16 protein-coding genes are annotated in these 19208 nt (G+C 46.2%); 8 read left to right on the forward strand and 8 right to left on the reverse strand.

Going from position 1 to position 19208, the window contains the following annotated elements; translation table 11 throughout:
- Positions 1-98 precede the first annotated feature (98 nt).
- The 3 genes from EGI32_RS20015 to EGI32_RS20025 form a co-directional block, all read right to left on the reverse strand.
- Positions 99-521: a thioesterase family protein gene (locus EGI32_RS20015; RefSeq protein ID WP_255157442.1), complete on the reverse strand. Its 423-nt coding sequence runs from the start codon at positions 519-521 to the stop codon at positions 99-101.
- Positions 502-1098: an RdgB/HAM1 family non-canonical purine NTP pyrophosphatase gene (rdgB, locus tag EGI32_RS20020; protein ID WP_255157443.1), complete on the reverse strand. Its 597-nt coding sequence runs from the start codon at positions 1096-1098 to the stop codon at positions 502-504. The genes EGI32_RS20015 and rdgB overlap by 20 nt, the downstream gene beginning before the upstream one ends.
- Positions 1099-1195: 97 nt before the next feature.
- Positions 1196-1699, reverse strand: a complete 504-nt coding sequence (locus tag EGI32_RS20025; RefSeq protein WP_255157444.1) for a hypothetical protein — start codon at positions 1697-1699, stop codon at positions 1196-1198.
- Between the two features lie 55 nt (positions 1700-1754).
- Between EGI32_RS20025 and EGI32_RS20030 the strand changes: the two genes are divergently transcribed.
- The 3 genes from EGI32_RS20030 to rpsG all read left to right on the forward strand — a co-directional run bounded on the left by EGI32_RS20030 (position 1755) and on the right by rpsG (position 3957).
- Complete coding sequence (locus tag EGI32_RS20030) at positions 1755-2819, forward strand: branched-chain amino acid aminotransferase (protein WP_255157445.1); 1065 nt, start codon at positions 1755-1757, stop codon at positions 2817-2819.
- A gap of 242 nt (positions 2820-3061) precedes the next feature.
- On the forward strand, positions 3062-3436 hold the full coding sequence (rpsL, locus tag EGI32_RS20035; RefSeq protein WP_255157446.1) for a 30S ribosomal protein S12: 375 nt from the start codon (positions 3062-3064) through the stop codon (positions 3434-3436).
- Between the two features lie 53 nt (positions 3437-3489).
- On the forward strand, positions 3490-3957 hold the full coding sequence (gene rpsG / locus EGI32_RS20040) for a 30S ribosomal protein S7 (RefSeq protein WP_255157447.1): 468 nt from the start codon (positions 3490-3492) through the stop codon (positions 3955-3957).
- 168 nt (positions 3958-4125) lie between these two features.
- On the opposite strand, the gene EGI32_RS20045 is transcribed toward rpsG, so the two are convergent.
- On the reverse strand, positions 4126-4509 hold the full coding sequence (locus tag EGI32_RS20045; protein ID WP_255157448.1) for a hypothetical protein: 384 nt from the start codon (positions 4507-4509) through the stop codon (positions 4126-4128).
- Between the two features lie 693 nt (positions 4510-5202).
- Here EGI32_RS20045 and EGI32_RS20050 point away from each other — a divergent pair.
- Both EGI32_RS20050 and EGI32_RS20055 read left to right on the forward strand, forming a co-directional pair.
- Positions 5203-5376 (forward strand): hypothetical protein, encoded by a 174-nt coding sequence (locus EGI32_RS20050; protein ID WP_255157449.1) that lies wholly within the window; start codon positions 5203-5205, stop codon positions 5374-5376.
- A gap of 82 nt (positions 5377-5458) precedes the next feature.
- Positions 5459-5650: a hypothetical protein gene (locus EGI32_RS20055; RefSeq protein ID WP_255157450.1), complete on the forward strand. Its 192-nt coding sequence runs from the start codon at positions 5459-5461 to the stop codon at positions 5648-5650.
- Positions 5651-5865: 215 nt separating this feature from the next.
- On the opposite strand, the gene EGI32_RS20060 is transcribed toward EGI32_RS20055, so the two are convergent.
- From EGI32_RS20060 to EGI32_RS20070, 3 genes are all read right to left on the reverse strand, one after another.
- On the reverse strand, positions 5866-6906 hold the full coding sequence (locus tag EGI32_RS20060; RefSeq protein ID WP_255157451.1) for a serine hydrolase: 1041 nt from the start codon (positions 6904-6906) through the stop codon (positions 5866-5868).
- Between the two features lie 165 nt (positions 6907-7071).
- Entirely contained in the window at positions 7072-8052 is a 981-nt protein-coding gene (locus EGI32_RS20065) for a c-type cytochrome (protein ID WP_255157452.1), read from the reverse strand.
- Between the two features lie 434 nt (positions 8053-8486).
- Positions 8487-9485 carry an AraC family transcriptional regulator gene (locus EGI32_RS20070; RefSeq protein WP_255157453.1) on the reverse strand — a complete coding sequence of 333 codons (999 nt, stop codon included), beginning with the start codon at positions 9483-9485 and terminating at the stop codon, positions 8487-8489.
- Positions 9486-9730: 245 nt separating this feature from the next.
- Here EGI32_RS20070 and EGI32_RS20075 point away from each other — a divergent pair, with 245 nt between their 5' ends.
- Complete coding sequence (locus EGI32_RS20075) at positions 9731-13471, forward strand: Ig-like domain-containing protein (RefSeq protein ID WP_255157454.1); 3741 nt, start codon at positions 9731-9733, stop codon at positions 13469-13471.
- Between the two features lie 22 nt (positions 13472-13493).
- Positions 13494-14555 carry a T9SS type A sorting domain-containing protein gene (locus EGI32_RS20080; RefSeq protein ID WP_255157455.1) on the forward strand — a complete coding sequence of 354 codons (1062 nt, stop codon included), beginning with the start codon at positions 13494-13496 and terminating at the stop codon, positions 14553-14555.
- 458 nt (positions 14556-15013) lie between these two features.
- On the opposite strand, the gene EGI32_RS20085 is transcribed toward EGI32_RS20080, so the two are convergent.
- The gene (locus EGI32_RS20085) at positions 15014-15403 is read right to left on the reverse strand and encodes a response regulator (RefSeq protein ID WP_255157456.1); all 390 of its coding nucleotides are present in this window, start codon (positions 15401-15403) and stop codon (positions 15014-15016) included.
- Between the two features lie 280 nt (positions 15404-15683).
- Between EGI32_RS20085 and EGI32_RS20090 the strand changes: the two genes are divergently transcribed.
- Positions 15684-18005 (forward strand): proprotein convertase P-domain-containing protein, encoded by a 2322-nt coding sequence (locus tag EGI32_RS20090; RefSeq protein WP_255157457.1) that lies wholly within the window; start codon positions 15684-15686, stop codon positions 18003-18005.
- Positions 18006-19208: the final 1203 nt, after the last annotated feature.

Below are 19208 nucleotides of genomic sequence, written 5' to 3' on the forward strand. Positions count from 1 at the left end.
TTCAAGAGGTTCAAGAGGTTCAAAATGTTTAAAAAATTGATTAACCCTTGAACATTTTGAACCTCTTGAACGTTTTGAACCTCTTGAACTTTGTAAAACTACTTTTCCAGGAAACGCTTGAACCCCTCCGGCAACTGTGCCACTTTCTTCGCCGTATAGTCATAACACACCATACCTGTCTTGGCTTTAGCGATCACCTTATAGTGCTGGTTCGTCACGAGGAAGTAAATATCGAAATTAACGCGGCCTACATCCCCCACACTGATGGCAACAGACAGTTCATCGCCATAAAAAGCTTCTGATTTATATTCCACTGCCAGGTCGCTCATGATGAGGGCGGCATTGCCAATGTTCAATTCAGTGTAATTGCCTTCTTTCAGCCAAAGCACCCGGGCTTCATGGATGATGCTGATCAATGCGTCATTGCCCAGGTGGTTGCCGTAATTGATGTCGGTGATGCGTACGGGCAACTTAACCGTGAGTAATATTTTTTCGGGGATATCAACTTTTATCCTTGCCATACTGAGCGTTTAAAAATTGTATGAGTTGTGCAGTCGCTTTCTTGCGGTGACTGAAAATATTTTTTTCTTCCATCGTCATTTCGGCGAATGTCCGATCGCTTCCTTCAGGAATAAAAACAGGATCGTAACCAAATCCCCCGGCGCCCTGCTGATGGCGTGTTATGTGGCCTTTGCAGATCCCTTCAAACTGGTATTCCTTGTCATCCAGGATCAAAGAGATCACCGTGCGGAATTGTGCGGAGCGGTCCTCCGTATTTTCCATGTTTGCCAAAAGTTTCAATACATTATGTTGAAAATTATTATCCTCTCCGGCATAACGGGCGCTTCTTACACCCGGCTCGCCGTTCAGTGCGGCCACTTCCAGGCCGGTATCTTCACTGAAACAATTTTTGCCTGTCAGGCGATGGATGACGGTAGATTTTTCTGTAGCGTTTGCGCTCAACGTATCATGCGGTTCTGGAATATCGATATCGATACCCGCTTCTTTCAAAGTGATGATCTCAAAACCATTTTGCAATACGGCCCTTATTTCCTTTACCTTGTTTTGATTATTGGTGGCAAATATTAATGTGGTCATTGTCTGATTTTTATTTCTGCGAAAACTCTGTGTTCTCTGGTTCTCTGCGGTTGGTGAGACCATGAGTTGGCAGGGGGGCAGAGAGATGTCTTATTGATTAAGCAATTCCAAACATTGTTTTCAAACATCCCCAAAGCAATACCTTTTGGTCTTTTTGCGCAGCAAGCACCGATAAAGGTGGTGCACACAGGTACGTCTGGTTGTTATAGTTCTGCAGCTTGTATTGAGGAAATTGTAAGGGAAAATCTATATCTGCCGGCTCTACCCCAAAAAAGATCACTGTGGAAGGAGAAAATTGTTGCATCAGCCCTTCATAATTCATGGCCGGCACTTTGAAAAGGTTGAGCAGCGCCACATCCGCCATGGATAGTTTGCAGGCACCCAGTACTCCCATAAGGAATGCAAGATCGTTCTCGGATAAAAAAGCGGTGTCTTTCTCATTGACAATCAGCACGATCGAGCGTTCGTTTTTGCCTAAAAAAGGCCAGCTGCCGGTTACAGGCTCCGCGACTGTCTTTTGACGGGAATCTAAATCAACCAACGATTTTTTATACAGATCCTGCATCAAAACAGGTGGTAGTTGAATATTGTCTAAACTCATAAAAGCGTGTTTTATCCCCCCGAATTTTCGTTTCTTTGCAGTAAAATTAATGATTATGATTGCAGCAGCTGATTTTAATATTACAAAGGTAGAACGTAGTAAATTAAACGATATCAATCTGGAGAATATTCCTTTCGGAAAATATTTCACCGACCATATGCTGGAAGTGGATTATGAAGACGGTGAGTGGAAAACCCCTGAGATAAAGCCTTATCAGCCGCTGCTGATGGAGCCTTCGCTGGCAGCCATCCATTACGGACAAGCTATTTTTGAAGGCATCAAAGCCTACAAAAACCCACAGGGAGAACCTTATATCTTTCGTCCGGCCGACAATTTCAGCCGTTTCAATATTTCCGCGGAAAGGATGCAGATGCCGCAGGTACCCGAACATATTTTCATGGAAGGGATGAAATTACTGATCGAAATGGACAGCAACTGGATACCGAATAAGGAAGACCATGCTTTATATATCCGCCCGTTCATGTTCAGCACAGATGAAATGATAGGAGTGCGCCCGAGTGAAAAATACAAATTCATGATCATTCTGAGCCCTACAGGCCCTTATTACAGTGCCCCGATGCGTATTTACGTGGAAGAGCAATATGTACGTGCCGTACCCGGTGGTATCGGGTATGCAAAAGCTGCCGGCAACTACGGGGCAGCCATGTTTGCCACCGCTGAAGCCAAAAAGAAAGGGTACGACCAGGTACTGTGGACAGATGCTTATGAGCACAAATATGTACAGGAATGCGGCACCATGAACGTGTTCTTCATCATTGGCAATACAGCCATCACCCCCGACCTGGAAGCGGGTACTATACTGGCCGGTGTTACCAGGGACAGCGTGATCGTATTGCTTAAAGAAATGGGGTTCAACGTGGAAGAACGCCCGTTGAGCATTGATGATGTGATAGATGCCCATAAGGCAGGGTTGCTGTACGAGGTATTCGGTACGGGTACTGCAGCTACCATCTCTATGATTAAGGAACTGCGTTATAAGGACTATGTGATGGAATTTGATACAAATGCCTGGAAAACAGCCCCTGAGATCAAATCAAGGCTCAATGATATCCGTTATGGCAAGAGGGAAGATACACACGGGTGGATGGTGAAAGCCTAGTTTTAATTACACGGATTTTAGCGAATTACACGAATTATATTCCCGCCAATGCGGGAATATTTCTTTAATGCATGATAAAGAATAAATTAAGGTACTTGGAATTGTATGGGATTTTGTATAAAAAAATAGTGTAATTCGTGTAATTCGCTAAAATTCATGTAATCAAAAAAGTTTTTTATATTTTTTTCTTTTTTCATCTAAATTTTCCCTTACCTTTGCCGTCCGAAAAAAAAGGTTAATTAATGCCAACTATTCAACAATTAGTAAGAAAAGGAAGAGAAATTATTAAGGCAAAAAGCAAGTCAAGGGCTCTTGATGCTTGTCCTCAGCGCCGTGGTGTATGTACCAGGGTGTATACGACAACGCCTAAGAAACCAAACTCAGCTTTGCGTAAAGTAGCCAAAGTTCGTTTGACTAACAAGATCGAGGTGATCGCATATATTCCGGGAGAAGGACACAACCTGCAGGAACACAGTATCGTTTTGATACGTGGTGGTAGGGTGAAAGATCTGCCGGGTGTACGTTATCATATCGTTCGTGGTAGCCTGGATACCGCCGGTGTGAAAGATCGCAAGCAGAGCCGCAGTAAATACGGTACTAAAAAAGCTAAAAAATAATTTAAATAAAAATTTCCCGGTGGTTATTACAGCCGCTGAAAAAATAAATAACAATGCGTAAAACACAGCCCAAAAAAATCCCTCTGGCTCCAGATCCAAAGTTTAACGACAAACTGGTTACCCGTTTTGTAAACAACCTTATGTGGGAAGGTAAAAAGAGTGGAGCATACAACATATTCTACGATGCACTGGATAAAGTAGCTAAAACTACAGGTGAAGACGGATATGAAGTTTGGAAAAAAGCTTTGACTAACATTACTCCAGGTGTTGAAGTACGTAGCCGCCGTATCGGTGGTGCTACTTTCCAGATTCCTGCAGAGGTTCGTCCGGACAGGAAGATATCTCTCAGCATCAAATGGATGGTACGTTACAGCCGCGAAAGGAATGGCCGTAGCATGGCAGACAAACTGGCGAACGAAATCGTAGCAGCAAGCAAAGGTGAAGGTGCTTCTTACAAAAAGAAAGAAGATACACACCGTATGGCTGAAGCTAACAAAGCGTTTGCTCACTTCAGGGTATAATTAAATACAAATATATTTTCGGAAGAGCCGTTCAGTAATGAACGGCTCTTTTTATGTATGATGGTAGATGTAGGATATATGATATCTTCCTGCTTGGCGAATATTCAGTTATTCTGTAAATCATCCTATCCGGAAGATATCATACATCTCACATCATAGATCTTACATTTACTGTATTCCTTTATTCAGGTCCTTAAACGTTCCGGTCTGCGGCATCGGAGCCTGCTGCTGTTGTATGGATGGATCTGCCGGAGTGGTTGAGGGATAAGGTGTCATTAATTGGTTTTCCGGTGTAAGTGCAGGATTATTTTTCTTCAATACATTCAGGATGCTATCCTGGAAAAAGGTCAGCTGATCGAGTTTTTCCTGGCAGGCTTTTTCGTTTTCAAGCAACCGTTTATTCTCCGATTCCAGGCTCAGTGCCGCCGGAATGAACGTTTTCACTTTCGTTTCCAGGTCTTCATTCTTTTTAAACAGGTATATATTAAATACCACTGAAGCCAGTAGTATCACGAGTAGCAGGGCAAGTATCAATGAAGATCTTTTGTTCATAGGCTTTAAAATTAAGACAGTTTATTGTTATTTCGTCTGGCAGTTTTACTAACGGAGGAATGTAAATACTCTTGTAGTAATTTCTCGAATGTTACAAAACCTTTTGAGTTGTGCCCTCGTCTAGTATATGAGGTGCGCACCGGCACCCATCCGTACTCCCCACATTTTTACGTTTACAATATCATCAGTTAAAATACACTTTTACTGTAGGTAAAGGTTTGTTTCAAAACGGGGCAGGTTTCTACTTGCCCCTTCTTGTGTGCTTAATTTCCTGCTCCCCTGGTCGAAAATTTAAAAGTGACGTTCCTTCAAATACCGATTGTCCCGGATATTTACCGTTCATATAAACCTGAAAAAACCTTTTAACCCAGCCTGAATAAGTTAACTGTATGTATTTCATTGAATTAAACTAAAATGTATTAGTAATTACTATTTTTAAATAGGTACTATGTGTTGTATAGTACCTAGTAATGTTATATCTTTGTTCTATCAACGGGAAAAGGGAAAGAAGGGTAAGAGAAAGGGACTAAAAAAAACTCAAACCAGCAATCCTCCTCTTAAAAAAGATTTTAACCGCTGATAACAGAAAACAGCAGGAGGCTAAAAAATCTGTAACAAAACAAACAGGACCTCGTTAGACTATTAGAAAACAAAACAACAACATTTTAAACAACAACAATAAAACACAAAGTCATGAAAACTCAATCAACATTTCTTGCAGCATTAAGTTCAAAAACATTGAACCAGTTGACAACACAGGTAGCCGAAACACTGGCAGTAGTAACCACTAAAAAAGCATTCACTTCTGCCGATCTGTGGAGCATTCAGAAACAAAGGAAAGCGGTTTCAATCAGGAGGTTCGCCTAATCAATTAAGAATTACGAATTAAAAATTAAGGCCAGATAGGTCGATCAAAAAAACAATCAACTCAACAACAAAAAATACAGTCATGAGAACTGAATCAACAACAACAGCAGCACTTGTACATTTAACAGCAACAGAACTTACACAGCTTACCAGCGTAGTAGCGGAAACATTAGCCACTAACGTGCAGGCGCAACCGAAGAAGATTTTCACCGCAGCCAATTTGTGGAACGTGCAGAATCAAAGGAGGGTATTTGCTACAAGACGTTTTATTTAATAATTCAGAATTATTTCAGGGAGGATGAACCACAGTAGTGGTACTCCCTTATGAGTGGAGGACGATTTTTGAATAAAATTTCAAATTATTGGCCGCAGGTTACTCCCCGTTTTTTATAAATCTATTTCTACCCGGATCTGTCATTAAGCAGCTGCTTCATTCCTGCTCTTATCTCTCTGTCAAGCCATTGCTGGAAATAATACCTAAGGCAGAATTTATTTTCTGAAATAATAATCCGCCAATTCATTTGCGATAGCCCTCGGATTTGCTTCATCTGTATTGGTGAGGATGATGATGGAAAGCCCGTCGTTTACAAATCGTGTAAAGGTAGACCGGAAGCCAGTATTCGACCCGCCATGCCAGATCAGTTTGTGGCCGTTGTATTCATCCGTCAGCCATCCGAAACCATAATATTCTTTCGAACCGGGTTTATCCGAAGTCTTGATAAATGGCTGCCATAACTTTTCCCAATGCTCTTTTTTCAAAATGATCTTCTCTTCCCTTAATGCCTTTTCCCATTTGATCATATCGGTAGTGGTGGAGAGAAACCCGCCGCTGGGCCGTATGGCATACATGGAAGTGGCGTTCAGCAAGGTATCGCCACGATGCATGTATCCATTTGCACGATTGGGAATGATGATATAAAAATCGGTGAGGTAGCTGTTGTTCATCCCGGCCGGTACAAATAAGTTGTCGTGTATATAATCCTGCCAGGGCATGCCGCTTACCCGTGTGATGATCTCTGCCAGCATGAAATAAGCCAGGTTGCAATACTGGTATTTTTCCCCGGTTGTGAATACCAGTGGTAAATTATAGGCCGAACGGATGATGTAGATATCCGGTTGAATTTTGAAATTATCGTATGCCGGTCCTTCCCGTTGCAAACCGGATGTATGCGACATCAGGTGTTTTATTTTGATCGGCCGCCATGTTTCGGGGGCATCCGGAAAAAATTTATGCACCGTGTCTTCAATATCCAGTTTGCCTTCTTCCATCAATTTTAAGATAGCCGTGGTAAAAAATTGTTTGCTCACCGAGCCAAGCCTGATCACCGTTTCAGAGTTTACAGGAACATTCAGTTCTGCATTGGCCAGGCCATAACCTTTATTTACAACAGGTTGGCCATTTTTTATGATAGCCAGCGAAAGCCCCACAATTTTTTGTTTCTCCATCATACGCCTTACAATGATATCGGTACTGTCGGCCTGTGCAAAGGATATACAGGGCAGCAATAACAGAAGGAATAATCTGGTCATTTTGAAATTATTGATGAAGTAAAATTATGTAAGATGCAAATCAGTTTCATGATTGTTTTCCGTTCTTAAAGATCTCTCTTGCTGTCGGAACGCCGCCTCTTTTTATATGCCCTGCAAAAGCAACAAATAGTTTGTTGTTCTCGCCGCTTCAACCCTGTAATAAAATTATTGCTTCTTCACTGTAAACCTCTCCCAGCTTTTATCGATCGGCTTCATCGTTTTCAAATACGCATAGATCGCCCTCAGGTCTTCTTCCTTCATTTTGGCATACATCGTCCAGGGCATGATGCTGTTGAACCCGCCTGGTTTTATTACGACTGATTGCGTAAGCGAATCGGTTTTGCTGTGAAAGGTATTTACAAACTGATCTTCGCTCCACAGGCCGATCCCTTTTTCATGCGGCGTAATATTCGATGAGCGCACGATGCTTCCATCCGGGAAAGGAAATTCCCTGCCGCCGCCAAATTCGGATCCTGCTACCAGCTTGCCTTTGTCGAATTGTGTATGGCAATCCATACAGGCCGCGGCATTTACGAGGTATCCGCCATACGCCACTTTATCTGCCGGGGAGGGTATTTTGGTAAGCGCTGCTTTGGAAGGGATGGTATTAATGAGAATGCTCATCGGGAAATCTGCTTTCGATTCGGGTACCGTGTTTTGTATGGGGGCCAGCGTGCGTATGTAAGCGATGATGCTGTAGATATCTTCTTCATCCATCCTGCCATAATTGTGGTAAGGCATTACGGGGAACAAGGCTTTGCCTTTTTTATTTACCCCGGTAGTGATCACCCTGAACAGTTCGCCATCGGTATACCCGGCAATGCCGGCAGGTGTGATGTTGGAGGAATAGAACGATCCGGGGAAGCCGAATTTCTGATCGAATAATTCGCCGCCCTTCCCTTTGGAACCCGCTTGCATGGGGCCCGAAAACCGGCTCCAGTCGCGGGTAGAGTGGCAGTCCATACACACAGTCACATGGTTGGCAAGGTAGCGCCCGCGTTCTACCCGCTGCGGGGTTTTATCGATCGTAAGGTTGGGCGCTGCCCCTACATTGGGGAGGGCAAATTTTACATAAGCAATTGCTCCGCCAATCAGTACAAGAATAATAAGCAGCGTGCGGCCGAAGATCTTTTTAAATTTTTTCATACAGGTAGTTGTTGGTAAGATCAAGATATATAAACTTTTTAATAATTAACGTGTTGAACTATTAAGTTTATTCGTGGATTAAACATTTAGTAACTCCTCGGTTATGAATGATGGCAGAAGAGTGATGGCTGATAAGTGATGCGTGAAAAAGGGAGAGTAAACGACCCGTAAAAAGCAAAAAATAAAAAAAACGGATTTTTGAAAATTAGGCAAGCGTGTCTACAAAATAAAAAAACAGGACGATGGACACGTTTTCGTGTCCCCCTTGCGCCCCCAAAAAAAGGTAGACACAAAAGGCCAATTTTGAAAAACGGTAATTTTCGAAGGCAATCCTTCGACCCTTCGATAACTTAGCTGAGCGTGCCAATCCATATAATATCCTTCCATCCCTAAACAGCGTTCACCTGGGTGATCATCACAGATCATCCATCCCTTCAATTCATTTCCTTCGGTAGCTTCCCATAATATTTCTTAAACACTTTTGAAAAACTGTTGATCTTATTATATCCCAATGTATACGCGATCTCCGAGATCGATTTCTTTTTGGATTCGATCATTTCTTTTCCCAATGCCAGTTTCTTTTCGAGGTAATATTGATGGATGCTTTTTCCATACACGATCTTAAAATGCCGCTTGAGCGTAGCCGGGCTCATGTTGAATTCTTTGGCGAGCAGGGTGAGGTTGGGGAAAGGCTTGTTGAAAAAATCGCTGAGCCGCGATTCTACTTTTTGCATCTCGGCCTGGTAAAGGGTCTGGTTGGAATTGATGTCGGATGTTTTCCGGCTTACGATGCGGTCGAGAAAATCGTTGACCAGCAAAAGGCTTTTTGTTTTTACATGTATGGGCGCAAATTCTTTTTTGGTCATTTCACGGGCAAGTGCACGCACGATATCATAATGCGCCGGATCCATGTTTTCGGAAATGAACGTGGGTTTGTTTTTTCTGATTAGCAGGTTCACCATATCGTGTATGCTCCTGGAGGCTTCGCGGAAATTTTGCTGCAGCCATGTTTCGGAGAAGATCATGCCGATGGCATTGTACCAGCGATGTTGCGGTACAAAAACCGTTCGTTCAAAATCGGTGGAGTAGAGAATGGTAGAATCCTGTGTTGCAAAATTACGGGTGCAGCTGCCATCGTCTTCGGGATGAATGTATTCGCTGTTCTTTAGCCGGAAAATGAGTTTGAAGGTCTGCTCACCGTTGTCTTCCCGGTCGTTTGTCCATTTGTAATACATATCCTCGTGCATACAAAAATGATAGTATCCCATGCAGAAACCTTCTTCCACAAAAAAACTTTTTACAAAGCCTTTGCCTTTGCCGGCGGGTATCTGAAAGATGTCGTTGATGGATCCGCATTCTGATTTATTAGCCACGTTGTGCATGTAATTATAGAGCGGGTCCGCAGTGTTGGTGCGGGATGGAGAAGAAGTCATAGGTGGTAGGGGTTCGGTTTATTTTCAAAAAGATTACGTAAGATTTCATTGCAAAATTGTGCCAAAAAGATAAAAAGGGAAGTATTTTTTGAACCAGATGGTTACGAATTCATTCACAACTTGATCTTTTAGGGGATTACAATGAATTTTTTGGGGACTTCCCTAAGAAGCACGCCTACGTACGTTTGTATACGAATCCGATGTTGATGAAAAGCTGAAAGTTTTTTTAAATAAACCTCGTTACTATGAAAAAATTACTACTCCTCCTGCAGGTACTGATTGTTGTACCCGCACTCAGCCAGGCGCAATCAACATTATCAAAAAATGTACTGGCTCCTCAAAATCATCCACTTGTAAACAACGATCTCAAAAAGATTGCACCCGACAAAAACTGGGAAACTGCCGCCAAAGAATATTTGCAAAAGCAGGAGTACTATTTCAAAAACGTTGATGGAAAACAACTGGTGATCAACCGCAAACAACGGCTGAGTTTTATCACAGATGGCAAAACATTGACCACCAAACCGATCCGTTTTAATCCGTCAGATGGCAACTGGTCTTCTACCATGCAACTCACGGCGATCAGCAAGGGCGGCCTTTCCGTTGATGCTTCCCCCGCGGTAGTGCAGGCTGCAGATGATCATTTGTTGTACAATTATTCAGCATTCGATGTTGAATATAACAATACGGAAAAAGGACTGCGACAAAATTTTATCGTGCATGAAAAACCTTCCGGTACTGAAGACCTCCGCGTGATGCTCCAAATTTCCGGCGACCTGAAAGCCGCTTTGCTCAACGATCAGACGCTGACACTCAATGACAAACGATCGGGAAAACGTGTGCTCAACTACGATGGGCTGAAAGTGTGGGATGCCCATCACACGCCACTCATCGCAAAAATGGAATTGCGAAATGAACATGAAATGGCCCTGGTGATCGATGATTCCAAAGCCGTATATCCCATCACCGTAGATCCGCTTACACACGCTCCCGAATGGGAAACCTCTGCGGACGGGGTACTCCCCGGCCTGCTTACCAACCTGCAATTGCAGATCGATGCGTTGTATGGTTACACGGTCGCCGGCGTAGGAGATGTAAACAATGATGGCTTCGACGATATCGCGGTAGGTTCGCCAGCGGCGATAGATGTCATCAGCGGCAATACCATTGCCGGTGCCGGTGCGGTGTTCCTGTATTTCGGTTCATCTACCGGGCTTCCGGTTGTGCCTTCCCGCACGTTGCGATCTGCTACACCTTTGCTGAACGCGTTGTTCGGTTTCAGTGTGGCGGCCGGAAACGTAGTGGGCAGTACGGTGGCAGGAAGCATCAACAATGATATCATAGTAGGAGCGCCGGGAGAATCGTATACCGCCAATGTGGCCGGATCCCCGGCCACTGCTACCGTTACGGCAGGAAGGGTATATGTGTTCAACGGGCTTACTCTCGCAGCCGGCCCTTCTGCCCCTACAGCTTCAGTGTTCTTAAACGGCGCCGGGTTGTTCAGTAATGGTATCCTCAATGTATTGGGTGCGAACGTGACCATCAATGCACTCTTCGGTTTTTCGGTTGCCGCCGCCGGCGATATGAATGGCGATGGCCTGGAGGAACTGGTGGTAGGTGCACCCGGTTATGCCGGGCTGGAGCTGGTGCCGGTGAGAAGCGGTGCTGCATTTGTATACCTGTCTTCCAACATTGGTACCAATACCGCTACAAGATTGAATGCACCTGCATTGGTCTCTTTACCCGGGCTCGTCAATCTCGGGGGGTTGTTATTTGGTTTCAGTGTAGATGGTGGTGGTGCACATTCCAACAACAACCGGCAGACGGTAGTAGTAGGCGCACCCGGTGGCGTGAGCCTCGGGCTCAACAGCCTGCTGAGCGGTACTGCTTATGTATACAGGGGTAACGCGGCGGGTACCAATATCAATCCCAATAATATTCAACAGCTTACTGGTGGCGGCCCGTTGCTGGGGCCTGTTGCCAACCTGTTTGGTTATAAAGTAAAAGGTGTGCGGGATGCCAATGGTGTAAGAACCGGCAACATACTCGTAGGCGCCCCTTCGGGATCCGTGCTGAGTGATCTCCTGCCTGGCCTGCGCCTGAAAACGGGTAATATTTATGTGTTTCCCAAAAACAGCAACGGCGTATCCGCACAAACCATCACATCGCCCCGCGGCCCCAACCTGCTTACACAATTACTTACTCTCGATATAAATGTGAATGCTCTCTTTGGCTCATCCATGGATAATATGTATGATGCCAACTGCGATGGTATCGGCGATATCATTGTGGGCGAACCACTCTCTACCGGCATCGGTATCATAGGCGCAAATGCTGTAGGTGGCGCTGCCTATATCTTTACCGGCAATGCCAACGGTACTTACAACAGCACTCCTTACTGGACATTGGAAAACAGTGTATCCTTCAATGCCGGTATCAACGCCGGGAGCCTTATAGGCTATAGTGTTGCCGGTGGCGGACATACCAACGGCCCGTTAAAAAGTGTGCGTGCCTACATTGGCGCTCCGGGCAAAGCACTCGATTTCAGCAGCGGTGTCTTGAACCTGGGAAATACATTGGGAACACTCTTCAGTTTTGCGGTTGGCGATAATGGCCTTGGTAAAGTATATGGCTTTGGCATGGCCTGCGATGTATACATCAACCCCGATGTGAACGTAACGCATGTGAACGTGTTGGTACCGGGTAATGTGCATACCAATGATGCCGTTCCAACAGGTACCACTTATGGTACACCTGTTCCGGCAGGCACTAATCTGCCAGGGGCCACCATTACCATGAATGCTGATGGTACCTATGCATTCGTGAGTACAAGCCCGGGAGTATTTGCCTACGATGTGCCCGTATGCATACCCGACCAGGCCTGTATCAATTCTACCCTAACCATTACGGTGCTGAATACCAACAATACCCTGAACCCGCCCGTGGCGAATACCGATATTGCTGCCACAGCAGTTAACACCCCGGTGGTGGTGCATAGCCTTGCCAATGATGCGGCGGGCAATGTTGGCGGAAGCCTTTTCCCGTCGAGCGTTACTGTGGTGAGCGGCCCGCTGCATGGCACCGCTACGGTAAATACATTGAACGGGGATATTACTTATACACCTGCCGCAGGTTTTGTTGGAACGGATACGCTGCGGTACAACGTGTGCGACAACAGTATGCCTGCAGCCCTTTGCGCAACAGCCATGCAGGTATTTCATGTAACGGGTACCGGCTCCGGAAATACCACGCTTGCCGCGGATGATTTTGTACAGGTAGGTGCCGGTATGATAGCCACGGGTAATGTGTCTATCAACGATACCGATCCCGAAGGAAATACACAAACTGTTGCCACGCAAACTACTTCCATACCCGGAAAAGGCACACTGGTACTGAATGCCGATGGCAGTTATGCATTTACACCGGTACCCGGTTTTACAGGGCCTGTGGCATTTACCTACAACACCTGCGATAACGGCACGCCGCAGGATTGCGCCAGCGCAACATTGTACATACTCGTTACGCAGATCGTATTCCCCGATCTTACACCCACCACCAGGCTCGCCAATGGTACGTTTGTAGAAAGCAACAATACCACAAGGGACTTTGTGATCGAGGTAAATGAGATCACCGGGAACGGAACGGATAATGTGGCTGCGCCTATCCGCGTCAGGATCACCAAATCGGATAATTTCAATTACACGTTCGACCCCGATGCCACCACAGCATCGGTACCCGGGGCTCTTGCCGTAAACAATGGCGACTGGACATTGGTGACCAACACCAGCGTCGCCATGATCTTCGAGCTGAAGCCTGCCAACAACATCTCAGCGCTGAACACTTCCAGGTTCTCCATCTCCATGCAGGTACTTACAGGTGCAGCACAGGGTACGGAAAACCAGACGGTATCGATCCTCAACGGTTCGGGCAAGGAAGTCAACTTTAATAATAATGCTGTGGTAAGAATATTGAACATAGCTAACTAATTCACCATTAAAATCTTTTATTATGAAACCAATTATAAGATCATCAGCCGGGATACTGCTTACGGGTTTATTATTATTTATCACACAGCCGAGGCTGTATGCACAGATACCACCCAATGCGGTAAACGCGGATCCGTCTGCAAAAGCAATTTCACAAGTGCCGTTGGGGCAAAATATATTAGGCACTGCGGTGCTAAGGTTCAGGTTCACCAATGAAGCCACTTCTACCAACGCTACCGGCCAGATACCTGCCAACAGCGTGCGGCTCACCATTTCTTTTCCGGGACAATACGCTTACACTTCGGTGAACGCGATCCCGAAATTTGTAGTGGAAGATTTTGACAACGGCGCATTTGGTGTAGTGCACCTTGTAAACAATGCGATGATAGATGAAGGCGAAGTGGTAGACCTGCAACTGAATGTACGTGGACTGGTATCAGGTAGTGGTACGGTCACCTTTAATTCCGATAGGGTAACACCGGTGATCGTAGGAAACACACAAACTGCCAACGACAATGCATCGGCTACTTTTACTGTAACTGGTACACTACCGATAACGCTTGAACGCTTTACCGCATCGGGCCAGCAGTGTAATGTAAAGTTGTCGTGGGCAACCAGCGCTGAATTGAACATCGATCATTTTGAAGTGGAAATGAGCAATGATGGCAATGGCAATTATACCAGGATAGGATCGGTAGCCTCCACTGGTGGTGCTGGCCTGGAAGCCGCCTACAATTTCAATTACACGATGCAGAATGAAAACACGCATTTGTTCCGGTTGAAAATTGTAGGCAAGGATGGAAAAGTGGTGCACACTTATATCGCACGCATCAACTCCGGATGTAAACAGGGAAAAGATGTGGTGCTGCTGTATCCTTCACCGGCCAGTAGTACGGTTACGCTCAATGTTTCGGATATGTCGCTCATCAATACCAGGGCATCGATCTTCTCTGCCAATGGAAAAAAACTGACCGACTTCATCATCACAGGTAACACGGTAAATGTGAACATCAGCAAATATTCATCAGGCGTATATTTTGTAAAACTCAGCAATGGTGTGAGCGTACGCTTTGTGAAGGATTGATTTACCTATGAAAAGTCACCGCTGAATGACACAAAGTGGAATTATCAGCATAGGCCGGGGTTATTTAGCCCCGGCTCTTACCGGCCCTGCGTTTTGGTGCAGATATTGTTTTATGCTAAGTGAAACAATATTACTACATCAAAAAATGAACGGTATGAAAAACAAAGGAACAATAGCAATGGCTGCAGGGCTCGCGGCCGGGATCATCGCATTTTTTATAACCCGCCGAAAGAAGGGTAACACAAAACCGGCTACATACCGGTACTTCAAAAAGAACAGACACCTTACGCCCGCCTTCGCGAAGGTGAACAAGTATTCATAGTTACAGGGGTTTTGTACCAGCGCACTTTCAATTCTTTGAGAGTGCTTCTGGTTTTGTAGCAAGTTCAAAATGTTTAAAAGGTTCAAAGGTTCAAAAGGTTGATCAGTGCGGATAACGTTTTGAACCTTTGAACCTTTTAAACCTTTTGAACCTTCTCTACCGCCTCCAGTATCTCCTGTTTCGTAAATGGTTTTTGAATAAAAAGGCTGGCACCGTTTTCCAGGGCCCTTTTTTTATCGTTGGAAGAGGAGTCGCCGGTGATGATGATGATCTTCATGGAAGGGTATTGCGCTTTTATATTTTTTATGGAGTTTATTCCCCATCCGTCGGGCAGGCGGTTGTCGAGAAACAGTACGGCTGGTTTTTCTTCTTTCATGAATATTTCGGCCTGTGCCAGCGTATTCACATGGTCGGGCTCGTAAGGCGAACCTTTCAACGCGTTTTTGAGCAGGTAGCAGATATCGCCCTCATCATCTACAATAAGGATCTTGTTGGGGCTGGTAGGGGAAATATGGTGGATGGTCATAATCAGTATTTAGAATTTTTTCTTATACAATTATAACACCAAAATATTCCGGCGACCGGAATCGTTGGAATATGCACAACATCATTGATATATGCCATCTGTTGACATACCCACCGGATGAATAATATCAGAGGAATGATAAGTCGCTTTTTACCAGGATTTCCCCGATTCTCACAGGAAATCTGAAATTTAATCCACACTTAACAGTAAAACGCCGTCAACATTGAATTTTGTGGGGTTTTTATTGGATATTAGCGATCCTTTTCACTAACGAGCTTATATGAAGAAGTTTTTACTGCTATCATTTGTGCTGTTGCTGGGTATTTTTTCCCGGGCGCAGACGTTCACAGCCAATTTTACCGGGGGTGCAGCAGCCATTCCCAATGGTGCTACCACGCAAAAATGCTTTCCCGTAACTGTTACCGGGATCGGTAATATCAACGCTACTACCATCGGACTGGCACAGGTTTGTCTTAACATTACCCATCCTGATGTGGGGGATATCGAGATCGTACTGAGGGCTCCGGATGGAACCGTGGTGCCGCTTTCCGTGCAAAACGGCGGCGCTGGAAATAATTATGTCGGCACCTGTTTTACCGCTACCGCCGCCAACCCCATCAAATCGGGTACGCCGCCTTACACCGGCATTTTTAAACCCGAAGGGCTTTTAGGGGCAGTCAACAACGGGCAAAATGCCAACGGGGTATGGTCTATCTGTGTACAGGACAGGAGAAATGCAGGCAGCACGGGAACACTGACGAATTTTTCACTTACCTTTTCCAACACACCGGCGCCGGCGCCACCAGCCCTGCCACCATGTACCACTACTTTACCTGGTACTTCTACCTGCGCCAACGCTACTTCCATCTGCGATTTCAGCGGTGTGTGCGGAACTACTAACGGAAATACTGTGCAGGACTGGCCAGGTTCCAACCTTGGCAGCTGCTTCGGTATAGAAAATAATTCCTTCGTGAAATTCATCGCATCGGCTACCACGGCCAGTTTTTCCATCTGGGTGCATACCAGCACTTTTGGTGGCGCCTATTACACCGGTGGTATCCAGATGGAATTTTTCAGCGGTACCTGCGGAACGGGTGCGGTAACCTCTTATGGTTGTTATCCGCATATTTACCCTTACAGCGCACCGGGCCAGCCGATCATTTCGGTGGTAACAGCTTCGGGGCTTACCGTAGGCAATACGTACTACCTGATGATCGATGGCTTTGGCGGTGATCATTGTACCTTCACCATCGAGGCATTATCCGGAGTAAACGTGCTCAACATCACCCCGCCGGTAGCATCGGTATGCCCCGGCGGAAGCGCTGTGCTTACGGCTTCCGGTGGAAACGGTGTTTATTCCTGGTCGCCCTCAACTACATTGAGTTCGCCTACCGGCACAACAGTTACGGCTACGCCTACCATCGCTACCACTTATACGGTAACCAGTGTGACAACCGGAGGTTGCCCGCTCACGAAAGATGTTACGGTCAATATCACTCCTCCACCAACGTTTACGCAGCAGCCTTCGCTGACCCCGCAAAATGTTTGTCCGGGACAGAATGCTACCGCACTGACCGTTACAGCTACAGCAGGAAGCGGAACAGTGAGCAGTTACCAATGGTATGTAAATGCAACAGCGTCCAATACTGGTGGCACACTCATACCGGGAGCTACTTCGGCCACTTACACACCACCCAATACGCCTGCCGGTACGTTTTATTATTATTGTGTAGTAACCAATTCGAATACCTGCGCCACCCCGAGCAATGTTTCGGGGGCTATCAACATACTGGCGCCACTTACGCCCCCGACAGCTTCGGTTACCGTGCAGGCAACGTGTGCAGCTGGTGGAACCATCACGGTGTCTTCGCCGCTGGGAGCCAATTATACCTACAGCATCGACGGTACAAACTACCAGGCCAGCCCGGTATTTCCCAACCTATCGCCGAATTCTTATAACGTTACGGTGAAAAATGTTACCACGGGATGTACTTCACTTGCTACGGTAGTAGTGGTGAATAATCCTTCGGCTTTGCCGCCACCAACAGCTTCTGTTACTATACAGGCTACCTGTGCTACTGGTGGAACCATCACAGTCTCCTCGCCGCTGGGTGCCAACTATACCTACAGCATCGACGGGACAACTTACCAGGCAAGCCCGGTATTTCCCAACCTTACCCCTAATTCTTATAATGTTACGGTACGAAACCTTACCACCGGGTGTACATCTGCGGCTACCGTAGTGGTAGTGGCCCCTCCGGCTGCGCAGGCCCCTCCAACGGCTTCGGTTACGGTACAGGCTACCTGTGCTGCTGGTGGAACCATCACGGTCTCCTCGCCGCTGGGCGCCAACTTTACATACAGTGTAAATGGTACAACTTACCAGGCCAGCCCGGTATTCCCCAACCTTACTCCTAATTCTTATAATGTTACGGTACGAAACCTTACCACCGGGTGTACATCTGCGGCTACCGTAGTGGTAGTGGCCCCTCCGGCTGCGCAGGCCCCCCAACGGCTTCGGTTACGGTACAGGCTACCTGTGCTACTGGTGGAACCATCACGGTTTCATCGCCGCTGGGTGCCAACTTTACTTACAGTGTAAATGGTACAACTTACCAGGCCAGCCCGGTATTCCCGAATCTTACCCCTAATTCTTATAATGTTACTGTGCGAAACATTACCACCGGCTGTACTTCCAATGCAACAGTAGTAGTGGTAAACAATCCATCTACACTAACACCGCCAACAGCAACGTCAACACAACCTACCTGCGCAGCAGGTGGAACCATCACAGTAACATCGCCGATCGGCGCCAATTATACTTATAGCATAAACGGAACTACCTACCAGGCCAGCCCTGTGTTTCCGGGGCTTGCACCTAACTCTTACAATGTTACCGTAAGGGATCTTACTACCGGCTGTACTTCCAATGCAACTGTAGTAGTGGTGAGCAATCCATCTACACTTGCACCGCCTGCAGCAACTTCTACGCAACCTACCTGCGTAGCCGGTGGGGCCATTACAGTAACATCGCCGATCGGGGCCAATTATACTTATAGCATCAACGGAACTACTTACCAGGCGAGCCCGTTTTTTACGGCGCTTGGTCCGGCATCTTACAATGTTACGGTGAGGGATAATACCACCGGTTGTACTTCGGCAGGGACTTTAGTAGTGCTAACGGCAGCAGCTATCGTTCCTGCACCAACAGTATCTGTTACTCAACCCACCTGTATTTTAAATACCGGTACTACCACCATCACCGCTCCGTTGGGACCGGATTATGAATACCGTATCAACGGCGGGCCTTACCAATCATCGCCAACTTTCGCAGGGCTGGCCCCCAACACCTATAATGTGAGCGTACGGTATATCCCTACGGGCTGTACGAGCGCAAACACTATAGTGACGATTGTTGCCGCAGCAACACTTCCGGCACCAACAGCCACGGCCACCCTGCAGCCAACCTGCACCACAGGTGGAAATATTACCGTAAGTGCTCCTTTGGGTACCCAATATGAATACAGCATCGATGGGGTCAACTATCAGCCAGCCGTGGTATTCACCGGCCTTAACCCGGGGCCGTATAATGTTACGGTAAGGGATAATACTTCCGGCTGCGTTTCTTCCGCTGCAATAGTCACCATGGCTAATCCGCCGGGAGGGCCTGCTACACCAACATTTACCACTACACAGCCAACCTGTACGGTCATCACCGGCAGCATAACGGTTACTTCGCCGCTGGGTGCCAACCTGGAATACAGCATCAACGGAACTGCTTACCAGGCAGGTACTTTGTTCAGCA

The sequence above is a fragment of the Ferruginibacter sp. HRS2-29 genome (assembly GCF_024343615.1).
Classification (GTDB): Bacteria; Bacteroidota; Bacteroidia; order Chitinophagales; family Chitinophagaceae; genus Ferruginibacter.

Bases quoted from the DNA above. Each gene is read 5' to 3' on its own strand.
- EGI32_RS20025 (WP_255157444.1), bottom strand. From the start codon at position 1,699: ATGAGTTTAGACAATATTCAACTACCACCTGTTTTGATGCAGGATCTG.
- EGI32_RS20030 (WP_255157445.1), top strand. From the start codon at position 1,755: ATGATTGCAGCAGCTGATTTTAATATTACAAAGGTAGAACGTAGTAAA.
- EGI32_RS20065 (WP_255157452.1), bottom strand. From the start codon at position 8,052: ATGAAAAAATTTAAAAAGATCTTCGGCCGCACGCTGCTTATTATTCTT.
- EGI32_RS20060 (WP_255157451.1), bottom strand. From the start codon at position 6,906: ATGACCAGATTATTCCTTCTGTTATTGCTGCCCTGTATATCCTTTGCA.
- EGI32_RS20075 (WP_255157454.1), top strand. From the start codon at position 9,731: ATGAAAAAATTACTACTCCTCCTGCAGGTACTGATTGTTGTACCCGCA.
- EGI32_RS20070 (WP_255157453.1), bottom strand. From the start codon at position 9,485: ATGACTTCTTCTCCATCCCGCACCAACACTGCGGACCCGCTCTATAAT.
- rpsL (WP_255157446.1), top strand. From the start codon at position 3,062: ATGCCAACTATTCAACAATTAGTAAGAAAAGGAAGAGAAATTATTAAG.
- rpsG (WP_255157447.1), top strand. From the start codon at position 3,490: ATGCGTAAAACACAGCCCAAAAAAATCCCTCTGGCTCCAGATCCAAAG.
- EGI32_RS20080 (WP_255157455.1), top strand. From the start codon at position 13,494: ATGAAACCAATTATAAGATCATCAGCCGGGATACTGCTTACGGGTTTA.
- EGI32_RS20090 (WP_255157457.1), top strand. From the start codon at position 15,684: ATGAAGAAGTTTTTACTGCTATCATTTGTGCTGTTGCTGGGTATTTTT.
- EGI32_RS20085 (WP_255157456.1), bottom strand. From the start codon at position 15,403: ATGACCATCCACCATATTTCCCCTACCAGCCCCAACAAGATCCTTATT.
- EGI32_RS20045 (WP_255157448.1), bottom strand. From the start codon at position 4,509: ATGAACAAAAGATCTTCATTGATACTTGCCCTGCTACTCGTGATACTA.
- EGI32_RS20015 (WP_255157442.1), bottom strand. From the start codon at position 521: ATGGCAAGGATAAAAGTTGATATCCCCGAAAAAATATTACTCACGGTT.
- EGI32_RS20050 (WP_255157449.1), top strand. From the start codon at position 5,203: ATGAAAACTCAATCAACATTTCTTGCAGCATTAAGTTCAAAAACATTG.
- rdgB (WP_255157443.1), bottom strand. From the start codon at position 1,098: ATGACCACATTAATATTTGCCACCAATAATCAAAACAAGGTAAAGGAA.
- EGI32_RS20055 (WP_255157450.1), top strand. From the start codon at position 5,459: ATGAGAACTGAATCAACAACAACAGCAGCACTTGTACATTTAACAGCA.